Origin of the sequence: Marinobacter fonticola, from assembly GCF_008122265.1 — a bacterium.
Taxonomy (GTDB): Bacteria; Pseudomonadota; Gammaproteobacteria; order Pseudomonadales; family Oleiphilaceae; genus Marinobacter_A; species Marinobacter_A fonticola.
This window is the reverse complement of the sequence record NZ_CP043042.1, coordinates 634,169-649,050: the sequence shown is the minus strand read 5'-3', so window position 1 is coordinate 649,050 and position 14,882 is coordinate 634,169. Positions and strand designations below refer to the sequence as shown.

Annotated in this window: 11 protein-coding genes; 7 read left to right on the top strand and 4 right to left on the bottom strand. The window is 61.1% G+C overall.

Translation table 11 applies throughout. The features are described from left to right. Position 1: 1 nt before the first annotated feature. From lysA to FXO11_RS02805, 3 genes are all read right to left on the bottom strand, one after another. A complete protein-coding gene (gene lysA / locus FXO11_RS02815; protein WP_148861481.1) occupies positions 2-1,252 on the bottom strand; it encodes a diaminopimelate decarboxylase in 1,251 nt (416 codons plus the stop codon). A gap of 51 nt (positions 1,253-1,303) precedes the next feature. Continuing rightward, on the bottom strand, positions 1,304-1,459 hold the full coding sequence (gene lptM, locus FXO11_RS02810) for an LPS translocon maturation chaperone LptM (protein ID WP_148861480.1): 156 nt from the start codon (positions 1,457-1,459) through the stop codon (positions 1,304-1,306). Positions 1,460-1,564: 105 nt separating this feature from the next. After that, the gene (locus FXO11_RS02805; RefSeq protein WP_227546020.1) at positions 1,565-4,450 is read right to left on the bottom strand and encodes a class I adenylate cyclase; all 2,886 of its coding nucleotides are present in this window, start codon (positions 4,448-4,450) and stop codon (positions 1,565-1,567) included. A 216-nt stretch (positions 4,451-4,666) separates the two neighbouring features. Between FXO11_RS02805 and FXO11_RS02800 the strand changes: the two genes are divergently transcribed. Further along, positions 4,667-7,111 carry a sensor domain-containing protein gene (locus FXO11_RS02800; RefSeq protein WP_148861478.1) on the top strand — a complete coding sequence of 815 codons (2,445 nt, stop codon included), beginning with the start codon at positions 4,667-4,669 and terminating at the stop codon, positions 7,109-7,111. Between the two features lie 129 nt (positions 7,112-7,240). On the opposite strand, the gene argH is transcribed toward FXO11_RS02800, so the two are convergent. Further along, positions 7,241-8,638 (bottom strand): argininosuccinate lyase, encoded by a 1,398-nt coding sequence (gene argH / locus FXO11_RS02795; RefSeq protein ID WP_148861477.1) that lies wholly within the window; start codon positions 8,636-8,638, stop codon positions 7,241-7,243. A 123-nt stretch (positions 8,639-8,761) separates the two neighbouring features. On the opposite strand from argH, the gene FXO11_RS02790 reads away from it, so the two are divergent. The 6 genes from FXO11_RS02790 (at position 8,762) to FXO11_RS02765 (ending at position 14,851) form a co-directional block, all read left to right on the top strand. Further along, the gene (locus tag FXO11_RS02790) at positions 8,762-9,841 is read left to right on the top strand and encodes a sensor histidine kinase (RefSeq protein WP_148861476.1); all 1,080 of its coding nucleotides are present in this window, start codon (positions 8,762-8,764) and stop codon (positions 9,839-9,841) included. Between the two features lie 27 nt (positions 9,842-9,868). Continuing rightward, positions 9,869-10,609: a LytR/AlgR family response regulator transcription factor gene (locus tag FXO11_RS02785; RefSeq protein ID WP_202980277.1), complete on the top strand. Its 741-nt coding sequence runs from the start codon at positions 9,869-9,871 to the stop codon at positions 10,607-10,609. A gap of 91 nt (positions 10,610-10,700) precedes the next feature. Continuing rightward, a complete protein-coding gene (gene hemC / locus FXO11_RS02780) occupies positions 10,701-11,642 on the top strand; it encodes a hydroxymethylbilane synthase (RefSeq protein WP_148861474.1) in 942 nt (313 codons plus the stop codon). Beyond that, entirely contained in the window at positions 11,623-12,399 is a 777-nt protein-coding gene (locus FXO11_RS02775; protein ID WP_148861473.1) for a uroporphyrinogen-III synthase, read from the top strand. Before hemC ends, FXO11_RS02775 begins: the two co-directional genes overlap by 20 nt. Before the next feature lie 65 nt (positions 12,400-12,464). Beyond that, a complete protein-coding gene (locus FXO11_RS02770) occupies positions 12,465-13,619 on the top strand; it encodes a uroporphyrinogen-III C-methyltransferase (protein ID WP_148861472.1) in 1,155 nt (384 codons plus the stop codon). Beyond that, positions 13,616-14,851, top strand: coding sequence for a heme biosynthesis HemY N-terminal domain-containing protein (locus FXO11_RS02765; protein WP_148861471.1), 1,236 nt, complete (start codon positions 13,616-13,618; stop codon positions 14,849-14,851). Before FXO11_RS02770 ends, FXO11_RS02765 begins: the two co-directional genes overlap by 4 nt. Positions 14,852-14,882: the final 31 nt, after the last annotated feature.

The following is a 14,882-nucleotide window of genomic DNA, read 5'->3' as shown; positions in this document are numbered from 1 at the left end:
GTCACTCCGGCAGACAGGCTTCGAGGCGCATCTGATCTTCCAGGGTTTCCCGCTGTCGCACGACGTGCACCCGGTCGCCGTCTACCATCAGCTCCGGCGGACGATTGCGGGAGTTGTAGTTGGAACTCATAACGAAACCGTAGGCCCCGGCCGAACGCACCGCCAGCAGGTCACCCGGCGCCAGCGCCAGCTCCCGCTCCTTGCCGAGAAAGTCGCCGGTTTCGCAGACCGGGCCCACCAGATCCCATGCTTGACTGGCCACATCCTGCCGTGGCGTGACAGGCACAATCGCTTGCCAGGCGCTGTAAAGCGCGGGCCGGATGAGATCGTTCATGGCCGCATCGATGATGGCAAAATTGCGGTGATCAGTGCACTTGAGGAACTCGACCCGGGTCAACAGAATACCGGCGTTGGCCGCGATCGATCGACCGGGCTCGAGGATGATCTCCAGCTTGCGCTCGCCCAACCGTTCCTGCACTTGTGCCATGTACTCGCTGGGTGAGGGGGGTGTTTCCTGGTTATAGGTCACGCCCAACCCGCCGCCCATATCCAAATGGTGGATATGGATACCGTCTTCAGCAAGCTGATCGATCAGCGCCAACACGCGATCGAGCGCGTCCATAAACGGCGACACGGTGGTGAGCTGAGAGCCAATGTGGCAGTCCACACCGACCACCTCCAGGTTGGGGAAGCCAGCTGCATGCGCATAGATCCGGCGCGCTTCGGCGATGTCCACGCCGAACTTGTTTTCCTTTAACCCGGTAGAGATATAGGGATGCGTGCCGGCGTCCACATCCGGATTGACCCGCAGTGAAACCGGGGCTTTCTTGCCCAGTTCACCTGCAACCTCGTTGAGGCGATCCAACTCGGTTTCGGACTCCACATTAAAACAGCGCACGCCGACTTCCAGCGCCCGGCGCATTTCCGCCGGCTGTTTGCCGACCCCGGAGAACACTATTTTGGCCGGATCACCGCCGGCCCGAAGCACGCGCTCAAGCTCGCCAATCGAGACGATGTCGAAGCCCGCTCCCAGACGTACCAGCACATTGAGCACCGCCAGATTGCTGTTGGCCTTCACCGCGTAGCAAATCAAATGCGGCCGGCCGGCCAACGCATCGTCGTAGGCGCGGAAATGGCGCTCCAGCGTAGCTCGGGAGTAGACGTACGCCGGTGTGCCAAATTGCTCGGCAATGCGAGCGGCGGGCACATCCTCCGCGAAAAGGGTGCCGTCGCGGTAATTGAAGTAATCCATCGGTGATCCTGTATCGGTGCGCCGACCCAGCAGCGCGTATAGACCAAACGTTTAGCGCGACGGCTGGTCGCGGCTGCCGTCATTCTGCGTGTTGCCGCTATCCGTCGACATCGGTGGCTCGGGCTCGGGATGGTGTAGGGGCCCTTTCTGGCCACAGCCAGCCAGCAGCAGGACCAGGCCGGCCGCCGCAATCAAACGACCTGTCATAACGGGCTCGCTCCGGTGAAATGTATCGCGCCAGTATACCGGCCATCCCCCGCCCGTGCGAGACTCCCAGCCCCTTGAGACAGCGCCCAATTAGCGAACCAACCCTCAGATCCCCCCGCTCAATGCCCGGTTAAGTTCCGTTTCCAGCTTGATGCGGTAATACACGTACTGGCTGGTCTGTAAATCGTGCTGGTAGACCTGGGGGTCGAGATCGTGGGGTAGTAGGTGCAGATCGGTGAGATAAAGTGGATAGCGTCCACCCTCGCGACGACGGGATCGAACGTAATGGGCGACCGCCGGAATTAGCCGATCACCGTACTCGAGGGCTGTAAATTCCTGCTCCTCGCAGAAGATATCGAAGCGCACCGGCTGGTCGCCTTCCTGCACACCCACGGCTTGTAGTTCGAAGCCGTCCATCGGTAGCTCGTCATTGGACAGCCAGCGACGCTCAACCACCCAGTCCGCCCCCTGACGAACCACCTCGCCACAAATGATTTCCAAGTCGCCACCGGCCTCGGTCAGCGTACGCCGCAGTTGGCGACGCTCCGACACATTGGCCAGGAATCTCAACACCGGGGCCAGTAGGTGGCGACGGTTAGTAAACGGTTGCTCCCAATGGTTGAGCGAACCATGTTCGTCGATCACCCATAACCGGGCTCGCTCTTCCCTGACCTGAAAAAACACTTGAATGTTGTCCGGCCGGCTGGCTTGGCACACAGCACCGAGGGCGGGATCTTCCTCCAGGGTATGGCGATCCAGAACGATGGGCATATAGCGAGGTTGCGGTTTCTGCAAATACTCAAGCAACGACGGCCATGAATCCAACGCCACGAAACCGGGCTGCCCGTCGTGGAATTGGAGCACGAAATACCGGCGGTCCATTTCGATGACATAACGCAAGGGGTGAGGTCCGCGCTCGCCCACGAACCCGCGCTCATCCACAAAAAAGTACCGCTGCACATCCTCGAACAACGTCTGTAACCGGCGTTCGATGGATCCGGCATGGCCAGCATCGTGGCAGTGCACCGTCAGCACCGGCGGCCGGCCAGGGGCGGCGACGCGGGCAGCCAGCAGGTTTTTTAGGCACTGAATCAGGGTGTCGCCCACTTCGTAGCGGTGAACGCTGACCTCGTGCCAACTATTGAGTGTCACCTGATCCAGCGTCAGCACCAGGTTTTCACGCCCGCCGCTGAAACCCAGGGAATCGTGGCGACCGCTCAATTTGTGCAGACCTTTTTCGGTCAGCGCCGCCTGCGGATCGACCGCGACGTTGACGAACAGCAACACCCGTAGCGGCCGGCTTGCTTCCAGCAGCGCCTCGCGGGGCGCCGGGGCATCCGGAACCGGTAAGCGGGCCTGCAGGACCTCGATCATGCCGCGCAGACCGACGAGGCTCAGCGCGCTGTCACCGGCCCGGAGGTTCAATCGCGTAGCGCGTGTCAGAAGGCCGTTACAGTGACACCACACCAGCATTTCCACCAAGCTGGACGAGCGTCGAATCACCGGCTGCCAGAAGGCGTCCGTCGGGTTCTCCAGATCGCGATAGATCAGCCAGCCCTGACCCGGCGCCGTGCCGGGCTGACTGGATGGATGATGAAACGACAGGTTTTCCTCCGCCAAGGTCGGCGCGATGTTGGGGTTGATCAGCTCGACCTTGCCGGCTTTGCGCTGGAAGGCGGCGTAGAGCTTACGTCCCAGCAAGCTCATGTCTTCCGCGCGAATGGCGGCCTTGATCGCGTGGTCGCGCGCCAGCCGCGACAGGAAACGGTAGCTGTGCGTCAGTTCCGACACGATGAGACGGCGTAGCACCTGCACATCCCCCGCACGCCACTTCTGCCGGTCATCCAACGTGACTATTCGCTTTCGGTCCCAGCCCCACTGCCCGACCAGCTCGGTCAGCAGCGCTGACTGCCAGCTCTCACCGGCCTTTTCAAGCCGGGACAGGGGAATACCCGTCTTTAGGTACAGGCTTTGACGCACCAACTCCAGGCGTTCCGGCGCCGCTCGGGTCGACAGCCATTGCTCCAGGCGCTGATAGAGCATGACGTACGGATCCAGCCGGTCCGGATCGGTCATACCCCGGTAGACACGCGCCTTGAAATCCAGGGCAAGAGGTCCTTCACCGGTATTGCGGGCATAGCATTCGATCAGTAGCAGTTTAAGCAGAGACTTCCAGGGCGCATCGATACCTTTATAGAGCTGCCAGACCCCGGCCCCGAGAAACTCGGCGTCGGGAATCGCCGGCACGGGGCCCAAGTCGATGTACTGGTCGGCCCGGATAAAACGGAAGTCGCGCAATTGACCCGCCAGCAGGTCATGTTCAGCCTCGCGCTCGGCGGGGATCAACCACCACAGCGGATAGCAGCCCGCGAGGTGAATACTGGTGCGATAAAATTCGTCGAGCAGGAGGTAATGCTGGGCACTGCCGCAGTTTTCGCCGTTGACCTCAACCCGCTGGCGGCCCTGACGGAACTCTTCCGCCGAAAACACGAAAACGTGCAGCTCCAGTCCGAGGGTCGCAGCCCAGCGCGAAACCGCTTCCGCTTTTTTTTCCAGGCGATCAACGCCGCCCTCATCCAGATCCGGTCGATGACACAACCAAACGTCCAGATCGCTGGCGACCGATTGCCCCAAGGTGCCGGGACTCCCCATAAGGAAGAGCGACTGGATATCGGGCTGCCGGCGCCCCGCCGACTTCAGGCGGAACGACCGTGCCAGGCGCTGCGCTGCGCCGAGGGTTGCGCCGTCGGGTTGGTAATGGGCAATGCCGTAGGGGCAGGCATGGTCCAGGTACCCCGGCAATGACGGGTGGTTGAGATGGAAAACTAGCGGCAGCAAATCGAGCACGATCTGCTGCCGTGACGCCAGTGCCAGGCGCGCCCGGCCCACTCGCACCGCATTGAGTTCGAGAAAGCGGTCCGTCAGGCGCTTCAGCGTCTTACGGTCGATGCCATCGGCGAAATCCAGGTTAATGGGGGTTACAGCGGTCACAAGGTGAAATCGTCCCAGAAAGGCGGTCGGGTGGCGCATCTTTCGAACATGTATAGCATGGACATTATCGTTATGATGTTAGCCTGCTTTCAAACCACAATGACAAAATGACACAAATGACTTTTCCTCGTGCCTTTTTCTCGTGACCTTTCCTCGGGGGAAAGCATCATTCCGGGCCACGGTGACAACCCGGCCCAATGACAACGGAAAGCCACCGTGAAGGAATTCTTGATTTGCCGGCATCGCCTCGATGCCGTGGCTCCCGACGAGCGACGCACCTTAGTCCGGATCGACGACAGCGGCACCATAACCTATGCCGATGCCTACGCCGATGCCGTGCTGGGCTATGACCCGCATGATCTGGTGGGCAAGTCGCTGTCTTGCCTGGCGGCAACCCGCCAGGACGACCCGCTCGGTCCGGTGCCCCGGGAAGCTTTCGAGCGAGGCGAGTCGGCCTTGCTAACCCTGCGCCACCATGAGGGCTTCTTTTTCACCGCTCGCTTTGCCGTACGCGTCGCTATCGCCGACGCCGACCAGGCGGCCACGGCCGCCATCCAGCCCCGCGGCCAGGATCCTCTCGATCCACGGCTGCTGCACATGGCCGAGGCTTCAGGTCAGCTAGGCATCTGGCAGTTGGAAACCTACAGCAATGAGATGACGTGGTCCGACGGACTCTACCGGCTGTTCGACCTGCGACCGGGTAGCGACATGACGCCGGAACATGCCTTGTTCTATTTTCAGGAGTATCAGCAGCGCGTGCGCGCATTATTCCGCCGCTGCATCCGCTGGGGCACCCCCTTCACGCGGGACTTGCACATCCTCACGGCCAAGCAGCGGCTTCGTCCGGTGCGGCTGACCGGCCAGCCGTTAAGAGCCGGCGAGAAAATCGTAGCCGTCGCCGGCACTCTAGTGGATCTCTCGGAGCGGCTGCATCAGCGTCAGGCACGAACTGAAATTGAGCAGGTACTGCAGGGCGTTATGGCAGCGACAGAGGATCTGGTGCTCGCACTCGAGCCGAATCACCATATTCTTGCCCTGAACGATGCAATGGCCGATCAATTCGAGTCGACCTTTGGCCTGCGCCCCCGGGTGGGCGATGACCTGACACGCCTGCTTGCCGACTTTCCCAACGAACGACGACTCGCACAACGCCTTTGGGGCAAGGCCATGAGCCGCGACCAGTTCACCGTGGAGATGCCCCTGGCCCAGCAGGAGCGGGAACTGCCCATCTATGAAGTGCGCTTTCACCGCCTTAAGGATCGAAAGGGCCATACCCTTGGCGCCGTGCATCTGGCGCGGGATATCACCCGTCGCATCAACACCGGGGACAATCTCGACTATCTGAGCCGGCACGACCCGATGACCGGCTTGCTCAACCGCCGCGAGCTGCTGCATCGCCTGCAGCGCGCCATCGACAAGACCGGCGACGAATCCCCCGGCCATGCCCTGCTCTACATCGACCTCGATCACGTTACCCGTTTCAACGAAACTGCCGGAGCGGGCGCCTGCGACCGGTATCTGCGCGAACTGGCGGCCCTGCTGGGTAGCCGCATTCGCCAGCGGGATGCCCTGGCTCGCGTCTCTGCCGACAAGTTTGCCCTGCTTCTCGATACCTGTGCCGAGCCTGAAGCCCGCCGCGTCGCTCAGGCGCTGACCGACCAGATCAAGAGCTTCATGTTCGAGTGGCAGGGCTATCCGCTGCAGACCACCGCCAGCGGCGGCCTTGTGCCCTTTGCGCCAGGATGCGGCCCAAGCGCGGCGGAAGAGCTGCTGACGCTTGCAGCGGACCTGTGCCAGACCGCAAAGAATGCCGGGCGGGACCGTATACATGTTCATCGCGACCCCGGCTCCACCATGCTGGAAAGCGAAGCCCAAAAAAGGCTGGGCCAGTTGCAGGACTGCGTTCGCGAGGAGCGTATTACCCTGATGTATCAGACCATGCGGCCGGTAACCAGCGTTACCTGGGGCGAGCACATCGAGATCCTGGCTCGACTGGAACACGAGGGCGCGGAGGGCTTCTGGCTACCCAACGACTTCCTGCCGGTGGCGGAACGTTTCGACTTGGCGCAGGACATCGACCGCCGGGTCATCCGCAAGACGCTGGACTGGCTGCGCCAGCATCCACGACTGGAGCCACGCCTGAAGCTGTGCAGCTTCAACTTGTCCCTGGCAAGCGTGCTCGACGAGGAGTTCGCCCACTTTCTGTCGAGCGAATTGGCCCGCATCAACTTCTCGGCGGATCGTTTCTGCTTCGAGATCCGCGAAACCGACGCCACCCAGCATCCTGACAAAGCCAGCATCTTTTGCGACATGATGCACGAACTGGGCTGCAAGGTGGCCCTCGATGGCGCCGGTGCTTCGATGCAAAGCTACGGGCTGGCGGCCCGTCTGCCCGTGGACATCATCAAACTGGATCGCAGCCTGATGGGAGAGCTGCATGAGGATCCGGTTCAGCAGGTGATGGTCGAGGCACTGCATCGTATCGCCGTCACTGCCGGCAAGACGACGGTGGCCACGTTTATCGAGAGCGATGAAACCCTGCGGCAGGTTCGAAGGCTGGGCGTACATTTTGGCCAGGGCTTCCGCCTGTCACCGCCGCGGCCGCTGGAAGAGCTGGCGCCGGCGACGGTGGATGTGCTTCTTGGGCGGAGAGGACTGTGACGGGCTCAGAGTTCAGAGCAATGTAGCAGAGGCTTCAGTTTCTAAGGTGCGGAGGCGCCCGTGGCAGGCTTTCAGCCTGCTCCAAAGCTGAAGCTTCGGCTACCTATAAATAGCAGCCGGGCTGAAGCTCTACCCCTGCATTGCACTCCGGGCCCGGGCCACCGCTTCACGTACCTGCCGCGGTGCGGTACCGCCCAGATGGTCGCGCGCCTGCACCGAACCCTCCAGCGTCAGCACATCGAACACATCACCCTCGATGACATCGGAAAAACGGCTCAGCTCCTCCAAGGTCATATCGGACAGATCGCGCGCCTCGGCCACACCGAAGGCCACCGCCTTGCCGACGATTTCATGGGCATCGCGGAAGGCCACGCCTTTCTTGACCAGATAATCCGCCAGATCGGTGGCGGTGGAGAATCCCCGCTTGGCGGCGACACGCATATTCTCCGCCTTAGCCTGGATGGCCGGAACCATATCGGCGTAGGCTTTAAGACAGCCCTTGACGGTATCGACCATGTCGAACAACGGCTCTTTGTCTTCCTGATTATCCTTGTTATACGCCAGCGGCTGGCCCTTCATCAGCGTCAGCAGGCTGATCAGGTGCCCATTTACCCGCCCGGTTTTACCCCGCACCAGCTCCGGCACATCCGGATTTTTCTTCTGGGGCATGATGGACGAACCGGTACAGAAACGGTCCGGCAGGTCGATGAAGTCGAATTGGGCAGAGGTCCATAGCACCAACTCCTCGCTGAAGCGAGACAGGTGGGTCATCAGCAATGCGGCGAAGCTGCCGAATTCGATGGCGAAATCGCGATCGCTCACCGAATCCAGAGAATTTTCTGTCGGTCTATCGAAGCCAAGGAGTTCTGCGGTATAGGCGCGGTCGATCGGATAGGTGGTGCCAGCCAAAGCCGCTGCACCGAGGGGCATGATATTAACGCGCTTGCGGCAATCCAGCAGGCGTTCGGTGTCCCGCGCCAGCATTTCGTACCAGGCCATCAGATGGTGGCCGAAAGTGACCGGTTGCGCCGTCTGCAAATGAGTAAAGCCAGGCATGATGGTTTCGGCCTCCCGCTCCGCCAGGTCGAGCAAGCCCTTACGCAGACGCACCAGTTCTTCACGGATAACATCGATTTCATCGCGTAGATAAAGGCGGATATCCGTCGCCACCTGATCATTCCGGCTACGCCCTGTGTGAAGCTTTTTACCGGTGATGCCGATGCGATCCGTCAGGCTTTTCTCGACGTTCATGTGCACATCTTCCAGGCTCACCGACCACTGGAATTCGCCAGCTTCGATCTCCGCCTTGACCGCCTTGAGCCCCTCGATGATCTGATCCCGTTCGTCTTCAGTCAGTACCCCAACTTTCGCCAGCATAGTAGCGTGGGCGATTGAGCCAGTAATATCATGGTGATATAAGCGCTGATCAAACCCGACGGACGCGGTAAAACGCTCGACGAAGGCATCTGTCGGTTCGCTGAAACGGCCACCCCAGGGTTTTTCGGAAGACGTATTCTGGTCAGTCATGGTCTATCTTTCCTGCTAGCTGGTAGAGGGATTGAACAGGCGCCCGGGATTGTAACACTCTCGACAGCACGGCTGTAGAAGTCATGGGCGACGCCCATAGCCCACAAAAACACAGGACATGCAATGCCGCCAGCCCATCAACGACGTCCCGACGGCAGCGAGGAGCTACCCAGCGCCGATCTTTTCGTGCCCGACCTGTGCCGGGTCAGAGCCGTGTTCCTGCTGCTGATGACCAGCGAACTGATCGTACTCCTGCTCTCCATCGTTCATGCCGACAGTGGCTGGATAGACTGGCACCACTTCGGCCTGGTGTCGCTATTCGTGCAGTGGACGGTGCTCACCAGCGCCGCCCTGATCTGCAGTATGCGGCGCTGGCTGCAGCGTTTTTCCGCGACCCACGTGGTCGTCATCATTACCGCCGTTGTGCTGCTGGATGTGCTGGTCTTTACCCTCGCCGCAAACGGTGTACTGATGGCCGGCGACGTGCCGCTACCGCCTCATCTGATTGGCCGCAATCTGCTAGCCGCACTCATCATCACCTTGATGGTGCTGCGCTATTTTTTCCTGCAGCATCAATGGCGCCAGCAGAAACAGGCGGAAATGCAATCGCGCATGACGGCGTTGCAGGCCCGCATTCACCCGCACTTTCTGTTCAACAGCATGAACACCATCGCCAGTCTTATCGCCAGCCGGCCCGAGCAGGCCGAAGATGCCGTTCTCGACTTGTCGGAGCTGTTCCGCGCGAGCCTGCGCACTCAGGACCGGCTGATCACCCTGGGCGAAGAACTGTCCCTGTGCCAACGCTACCTGCATATCGAGTCTTTGCGCCTGGGCGATCGTCTCACACTGACCTGGGATCTGGACCGCGCCCTGGATAGTCAGACCATTCCCCCGCTGACCTTGCAACCTTTGGTGGAAAACGCCATTTACCATGGCATCCAGCCTCGGCCCGAGGGGGGCGAGGTGCGCGTGCTAACCTACCGCAAGCGCAACTGGGTCTACATCGAGGTGCAGAACCCCGAACGAACCTCCGCCGCCGATCAGCTAGGGCATCAGGGTAACCGGATGGCCCTGGCCAATATCCGTGCGCGATTGGATACGGTGTTCGACGAGCAGGCGGTGCTCAAGCACAGCGTGCACGACGGACGCTACACCGTGACCCTGCGTTTGCCCTGGCGTACCATTTCGGATCAGGGCAGCTAAGGTCGAAGGGATGTAAGGAAGTTGATAATGGGCCAACGTGTACTGATCGCCGATGACGAACCTCTTGCCCGCGAGCGCCTGCAACGGCTGGTGGGCGGGCTCGATAACTATGAAATCTGTGGGGAAGCCGGCGATGGTCACGAGGTGCTGCGCCAGATCGCCGAAACCCAGCCGGACATTATTCTGCTCGACATCCGCATGCCGGGACTCGACGGGTTAGCGGTGGCCGAGCAAATCAGTGCTTTGCACAATCCCCCCGCGATTATCTTCTGCACCGCCTATGACCAGTACGCGATCAACGCCTTCGAAGTGCAGGCCGTGGCCTACCTGCTCAAACCGGTGAGACAGGAAAACCTAAGCGAGGCTTTGGCCCGCGCGGGTCGGGTCAACCGGGTGCAGCTGCAGGCGCTCCAGGCCGCCGGCGAATCCGATCCGGGACAATTGGCCGTGCGGACCCATCGCGGCACCGAATTGATCGATATCAACAGTATCCGCTTCTGCGAGGCGGACCAGAAATGCGTCAGCATCTTCCACGACCGGGGTGAGACAGTCACCGACTACACCCTGAAGGAACTGGAGCAAAGCTATCCGGAGAGTCTGCTGCGTATCCATCGTCATACGCTGGTGGGCTGCCGCTTTATAGAAGCCATGACCCGCAACCGGGAAGGCCAGTATGTCATTCGCCTCAGGGACCGCGATACGCGGCTGCAGGTCAGTCGCCGCCACTCCAGTTCGGTGCGCGAATGGCTTGAGCGCCAGGGTCGATAGCGCGTGCCCATGCGCCGCCAGCCGCGACTTTTTGGGTCATAAACGTTAGGCTATCGGTTTCACATCCACCGGAAACTCCATCGAAGCGCACATGACAGAACGTACCCTTCGCATTGCAACCCGAAACAGCGCCCTGGCCCTTTGGCAGGCGGAATTCATCAAGGCCGAGCTGGAGCGGATGTACCCGCACGTGACGGTCGAACTGCTGGGCATCAAGACCCGCGGCGACAAGATCCTGGATGTGCCCCTGGCCAAGATCGGCGGCAAGGCTTTGTTCGTCAAAGAGCTCGAAGAAGCCATGCTCGATGGCCGCGCAGACTTGGCGGTGCACTCCATGAAGGACGTGCCCATGACCTTCCCTGAAAACCTCGGCCTGGTAGCCATCTGCGAGCGCGAGGATCCGACCGACGCCTTTGTCAGCAACCACTACGCAAACGTGGATGCCCTGCCCGAAGGCGCCGTAGTGGGGACGGCCAGCATGCGCCGCGAATCGCAACTGCGCGCCTACCGGCCGGATCTCAAGGTCCACACGCTGCGCGGTAACGTCAACACCCGTCTGGCCAAGCTGGATGCGGGCGAATACGATGCCATCGTGCTGGCCAGCTCCGGCCTCAAGCGACTGGGTTTTCACGACCGTATCCGCTACAACATGCCCGACACAGTATCGCTTCCCGCGGTCGGCCAAGGCGCCTTGGGCATCGAATGCCGAACCGACGACGCCGAGTTGATCGAGCTGCTCAAGCCCCTGAACCACCGGGATTCTGCCGACCGGGTCCACGCCGAACGCGCCCTGAACAAGCGCCTGGAAGGCGGCTGCCAAGTACCCATCGCCTCCTACGCCCTGCTGGAGGATAACGACACGCTCTGGCTACGCGGCCTGGTCGGTAAAGTGGACGGCACGGAAATCCTGCGAGTGGAAGGACGTGCCCCGAGGACCGAAGGCGAGCGACTTGGCCGGGAACTGGCCGAGGACTTGCTGGCAATGGGCGCGAACCGAATTCTTGCCGACATCTATGGCTACGAGATCGAATAACGCGTCGCTGAGCGGATTGCGGGTATTGATCTGCCGTCCCCAGCCCGATGCCGATTTGCTCGCCGACCATCTCAAAGGCGAGGGCGCGCAAACCCGGGTTCTGCCCTTACTGGAACGACGCTCACTGCCGGATACTCCCCAGCGCCGTACGATGATGCTGGCGCTGGATGAGTACCGGCACGTCATTGCCGTGAGTCCCGGCGCGGCACGGGCCTTCGTTGAGTACGCCGAAGACTGGTGGCCCCAATGGCCCATCGGTCTAAACTGGTATGGCGTCGGCAGTGGCACGGCAGACATACTGCGCGAGGCCGGATTGACCGTTACCGTGCCGCCGGATGGTTTCACGAGCGAACACCTGTTGGCGCTGCCGTCACTGGCTAAGCCTGCCGGCGAACGGATTCTGATCGCCAAAGGTGTCGGCGGCCGGGAATTGCTGGGCCAGACATTGCAACAACGTCAAGCCCGGGTGGATAAAATGGAACTCTACGCGCGCGTTTGTCCCGACTACCCTACTAAAACAATAGATAGCGCACTGACGGCCTTCGATCCCCATGCCATTATCGTGCTGTCAGGAGAAACATTGAACAATCTCATCGCACTGGGTGAGAATACTGATCATAATCTTAAACTCCGCAACCTGCTGGTGCCGGTCGCCCATGTGGCGGAAACGGCGCGGGCCGTCGGCTTTGAGCGCGTTCATATCCCGCAAAGACTGACGCCGGAGGGCCTGATCGATTGCCTCATGCAGCTTAACTGAAGTTGCCCGGACCGCCGGCCCAGACACCCTCGCGCCGGAATAGCCATTAACGAGTAAGGACGCCTGTGACTGAGTCAAAAAACAACCTGCCCGCCCCGGTTTCGCCGTCCTCACCACGGCCACGGCGCCTTTGGCCTCTCTGGCTCATCGTCGCCATCGCCGTCGTCGGCCTCGTTTTTTTAGCGCTGTGGAGCTGGCATCAGTGGCAACAGCAGCAATCGCTGCAACAAAGCATCGAACACCTGCAATCCACGACAGACCGGCTTGACCGCAACTACAGCCAAACCGGCAGTCAGCTCGACAGTCGCTTGCAGTCTTTGCAAGCCTCCATTAACGAGCAGCAAAAGCTGATCTCGGACATGCGCCGGCAGATCGACCATAACGCCCAGACGCTGCTGGATGCCGGCAATCGCGGCCGCACCGACTGGCTGCTGGCCGAAGCCGAGTACCTGCTGCGCATCGCCAACCAGCGCCTGCAGATCGAACAGGATATCGATGGCGCTCTTTCCGCCTTGCTGGCCGCCGACGACGTCCTAAACCAGACCGACGACCCAGGCACCTATCCGGTGCGCAAGCAGGTCGCCAAGGACGTCATGGCGCTCAAGAGCATCGAGGACGTGGATCGAACCGGCCTCTACTTGCAGCTGGACGCCGCTATCGATGCCATCAACAACCTAACCGAAAGCGCCCTCGCTTTGGAGGCCAGCGCGGGACAAGCCCAGCCGATGGACCAAGGATCATCGGCCGAGGCTTCCAGCACGTTCGCCCGCGGCTGGAACCAGATCAAATCCACCCTCGGCGAAGCGATTGCCATCCGCCGCCTGGACGAACCGGTCAAACCCCTGCTGGCGCCGGAACAAAGTGTCTACGCCCGGCTCAACATGCGACTGATGCTCGAAGAGGCGCAGCTGGCGTTGCTGAGCGGCAATCAAACTCTCTACGAGCGAGCGCTGGCCAAAGCCCGCGACTGGCTCGACACTTGGTACGATGGCAGCCACGCCCCAGTGCGCGCCCTTCGCGAGAAACTCGCAGAACTCAGTGAAAAAGACATCAATCCGGAATTGCCGGATATCAGCGAGCCCCTGAACCTGCTCAAAGCCCGCTTGGAGGGTCGTCGCAATGCGACCGGCGGCGAGGCCTCCTCGCCGCCTCAAAGCGAGCAATCCCGGTCTCCAGCCTCACCCGCGCCGGCCGGGGATAAGGCGGGCGACGCATCATGAGACGAGTCTTCCTCATACTACTGATCGCGCTGCTGCTCGGCGCCGTGTTGAGTCTGGGCTTGCAGTACGACAGCGGCTATATCCGAATCAGCCTGGGCAACTACCTGATCGAAACCAATTTCTGGGTTGGCGTTCTGTTACTGCTGGTCGTCACGCTGCTGCTTCAGGCCATCCTGGTGGTTGCCCGGCGTCTGCGCAGCGGTACCGGCATCGTCAGTAACTGGCTCAACCAAAGCGCCGAACGCCGCGCGCGCCGGCGCACCACCCGGGGCCTGCTATCGCTAGCCGAAGGCAATTGGCCACGCGCACGCAAGCTGCTGGAAACCTCCGCCGACAAGGCCGATACACCGCTGATCAATTACCTGGCGGCGGCCCAATGCGCTTTTGAATGCGGCGATCACGAAGCCGTCGACGACCTTTTGCGCAAGGCCTTCGAGAGCACACCGGGCTCCGATCTGGCGGTGGGCATCACCCAGGCCCAGTTACAGATCGCCGGCAACCGCATGGAACAGGCACTGGCGACGCTGGTGCGCCTGCGTAAGCAGGCCCCGCACCACCCGTTCGTCCTCAAACTGCTGCGCACCGTCTATGAGCGCCTTGAAGACTGGCGCGAGCTATCCGCCTTGATTCCGGAGCTACGCAAGCGGGAGCTTTTGGGTAAAGAGGAATTACAACAGTTGGAGCGCACCACCTGGCACAATCTGCTGCAACGGGCGGCAGACGACGTTCGGCGTCAGGACACCGAGAAGCGCGATCTCTCTCCGCTCACCAAACTCTGGGACGAGCTGCCGGGATCCATGCGTCGGGACGAACTCACCATCCGCGAATACGCCCGCCATCTTTCACTGCTAGGCGACGAATCCCAGGCGGAAACGCTGCTACGTAAGGTTCTCAGAAACCACTGGAGCGATGAGCTGGCCAACCTCTACGGACGGGTGGCCGGGGAAAAGCCGGACGAGCAATTGCTCGTCGCCGAGCGCTGGCTGCAGGATCGACCTAACAACCCGGAACTACTTCTCGCCCTGGGCCGCCTGAGCCTGCGCAATGAACTCTGGGGTAAAGCGCGGGAATATTTCGAAACCAGCCTGCGCCTCAAACGTAGCCGCGAGACCCTTGCAGAACTTGCTCGCCTGAACGCACATATGGGACAGCAGGAACAGAGCAATCAGATGCTCTTGCAAAGTGTGCTGAAAGATAGCGGGCTACCGAATCTGCCGATGCCGAAGGCCTGAGCCCCCACCTACAGTGCTAATGTAGGTGGGA

Coding starts and splice junctions, on each gene's coding strand:
- lysA (WP_148861481.1), bottom strand. CDS start 1,252: ATGGATTACTTCAATTACCGCGACGGCACCCTTTTCGCGGAGGATGTG.
- lptM (WP_148861480.1), bottom strand. CDS start 1,459: ATGACAGGTCGTTTGATTGCGGCGGCCGGCCTGGTCCTGCTGCTGGCT.
- argH (WP_148861477.1), bottom strand. CDS start 8,638: ATGACTGACCAGAATACGTCTTCCGAAAAACCCTGGGGTGGCCGTTTC.
- FXO11_RS02790 (WP_148861476.1), top strand. CDS start 8,762: ATGCCGCCAGCCCATCAACGACGTCCCGACGGCAGCGAGGAGCTACCC.
- FXO11_RS02785 (WP_202980277.1), top strand. CDS start 9,869: ATGGGCCAACGTGTACTGATCGCCGATGACGAACCTCTTGCCCGCGAG.
- hemC (WP_148861474.1), top strand. CDS start 10,701: ATGACAGAACGTACCCTTCGCATTGCAACCCGAAACAGCGCCCTGGCC.
- FXO11_RS02775 (WP_148861473.1), top strand. CDS start 11,623: ATGGCTACGAGATCGAATAACGCGTCGCTGAGCGGATTGCGGGTATTG.
- FXO11_RS02765 (WP_148861471.1), top strand. CDS start 13,616: ATGAGACGAGTCTTCCTCATACTACTGATCGCGCTGCTGCTCGGCGCC.